1 protein-coding gene and 1 pseudogene are annotated in these 692 nt (G+C 36.7%); both read right to left on the minus strand.

Annotated elements, in window-relative coordinates:
- Positions 1 to 369, minus strand: a 369-nt coding sequence (locus KH893_RS11270) for an ABC transporter permease (RefSeq protein ID WP_281166208.1), incomplete at its 3' end; no start/stop codon positions are given.
- Positions 370 to 443: 74 nt separating this feature from the next.
- Positions 444 to 692, minus strand: a pseudogene (locus KH893_RS11275) (peptide ABC transporter substrate-binding protein); the annotation flags it as partial.

The following is a 692-nucleotide window of genomic DNA, read 5'->3' on the forward strand; positions in this document are numbered from 1 at the left end:
GTTCTTTCTCATTGCCTGGTAAGTACCGATATACATTCCTAACGGAACGCCAAGTATTAGTGCTTGAATACCTAATTCCATCGAAACAGGCAAACGTTGACTTATCATCAAGCTAACACTTTGACCGGTGTTAATGTATGAAGTTCCAAAATTAAAGTGAGCTGCATTAACCAGATAATTAAGAAACTGTTGCCAAATTGGTTTGCTCAAACCGTATTGCTTGCTCAATTGAGCAATTTGTGACGCGGAAAGTTTTGGGTTATTAAAGGGTGAACCCGGCATCCATTGCATCATCACAAATGTAAGTGCGGTAACTATAAAGACCGTAAGAATCATCATGAGTATTCTTTTTAAGATGTATTTTGCCATATTCCTTCACTTTTCTATAAGTTTCATATGTACGAGAAAACCGGGATTAACCGGATTTCCTAAAATATAATTAATTACTTCTTTGAACGGTAAGCATTCCAGAAATAATAAGGAGCACCAGATGAGAAGTACTGAACACCTTTAACTTTTGGATTTGAAAGAATAGCAGCATTCATCCAATCGATTGGATTAACAGCTGAATCATCATACAAAGTTTTCTCAGCTTTAACTTCATCAGCAGTCCGCTTAGTATCACTCAAAGCGTCTTTATCAGAAGCATTATCAATCAGAGTGTCATATTGCTTATTCGACCACTTTCCATC

Origin of the sequence: Liquorilactobacillus sicerae (genome assembly GCF_029916425.1) — a bacterium.
Classification (GTDB): Bacteria; Bacillota; Bacilli; order Lactobacillales; family Lactobacillaceae; genus Liquorilactobacillus; species Liquorilactobacillus sicerae.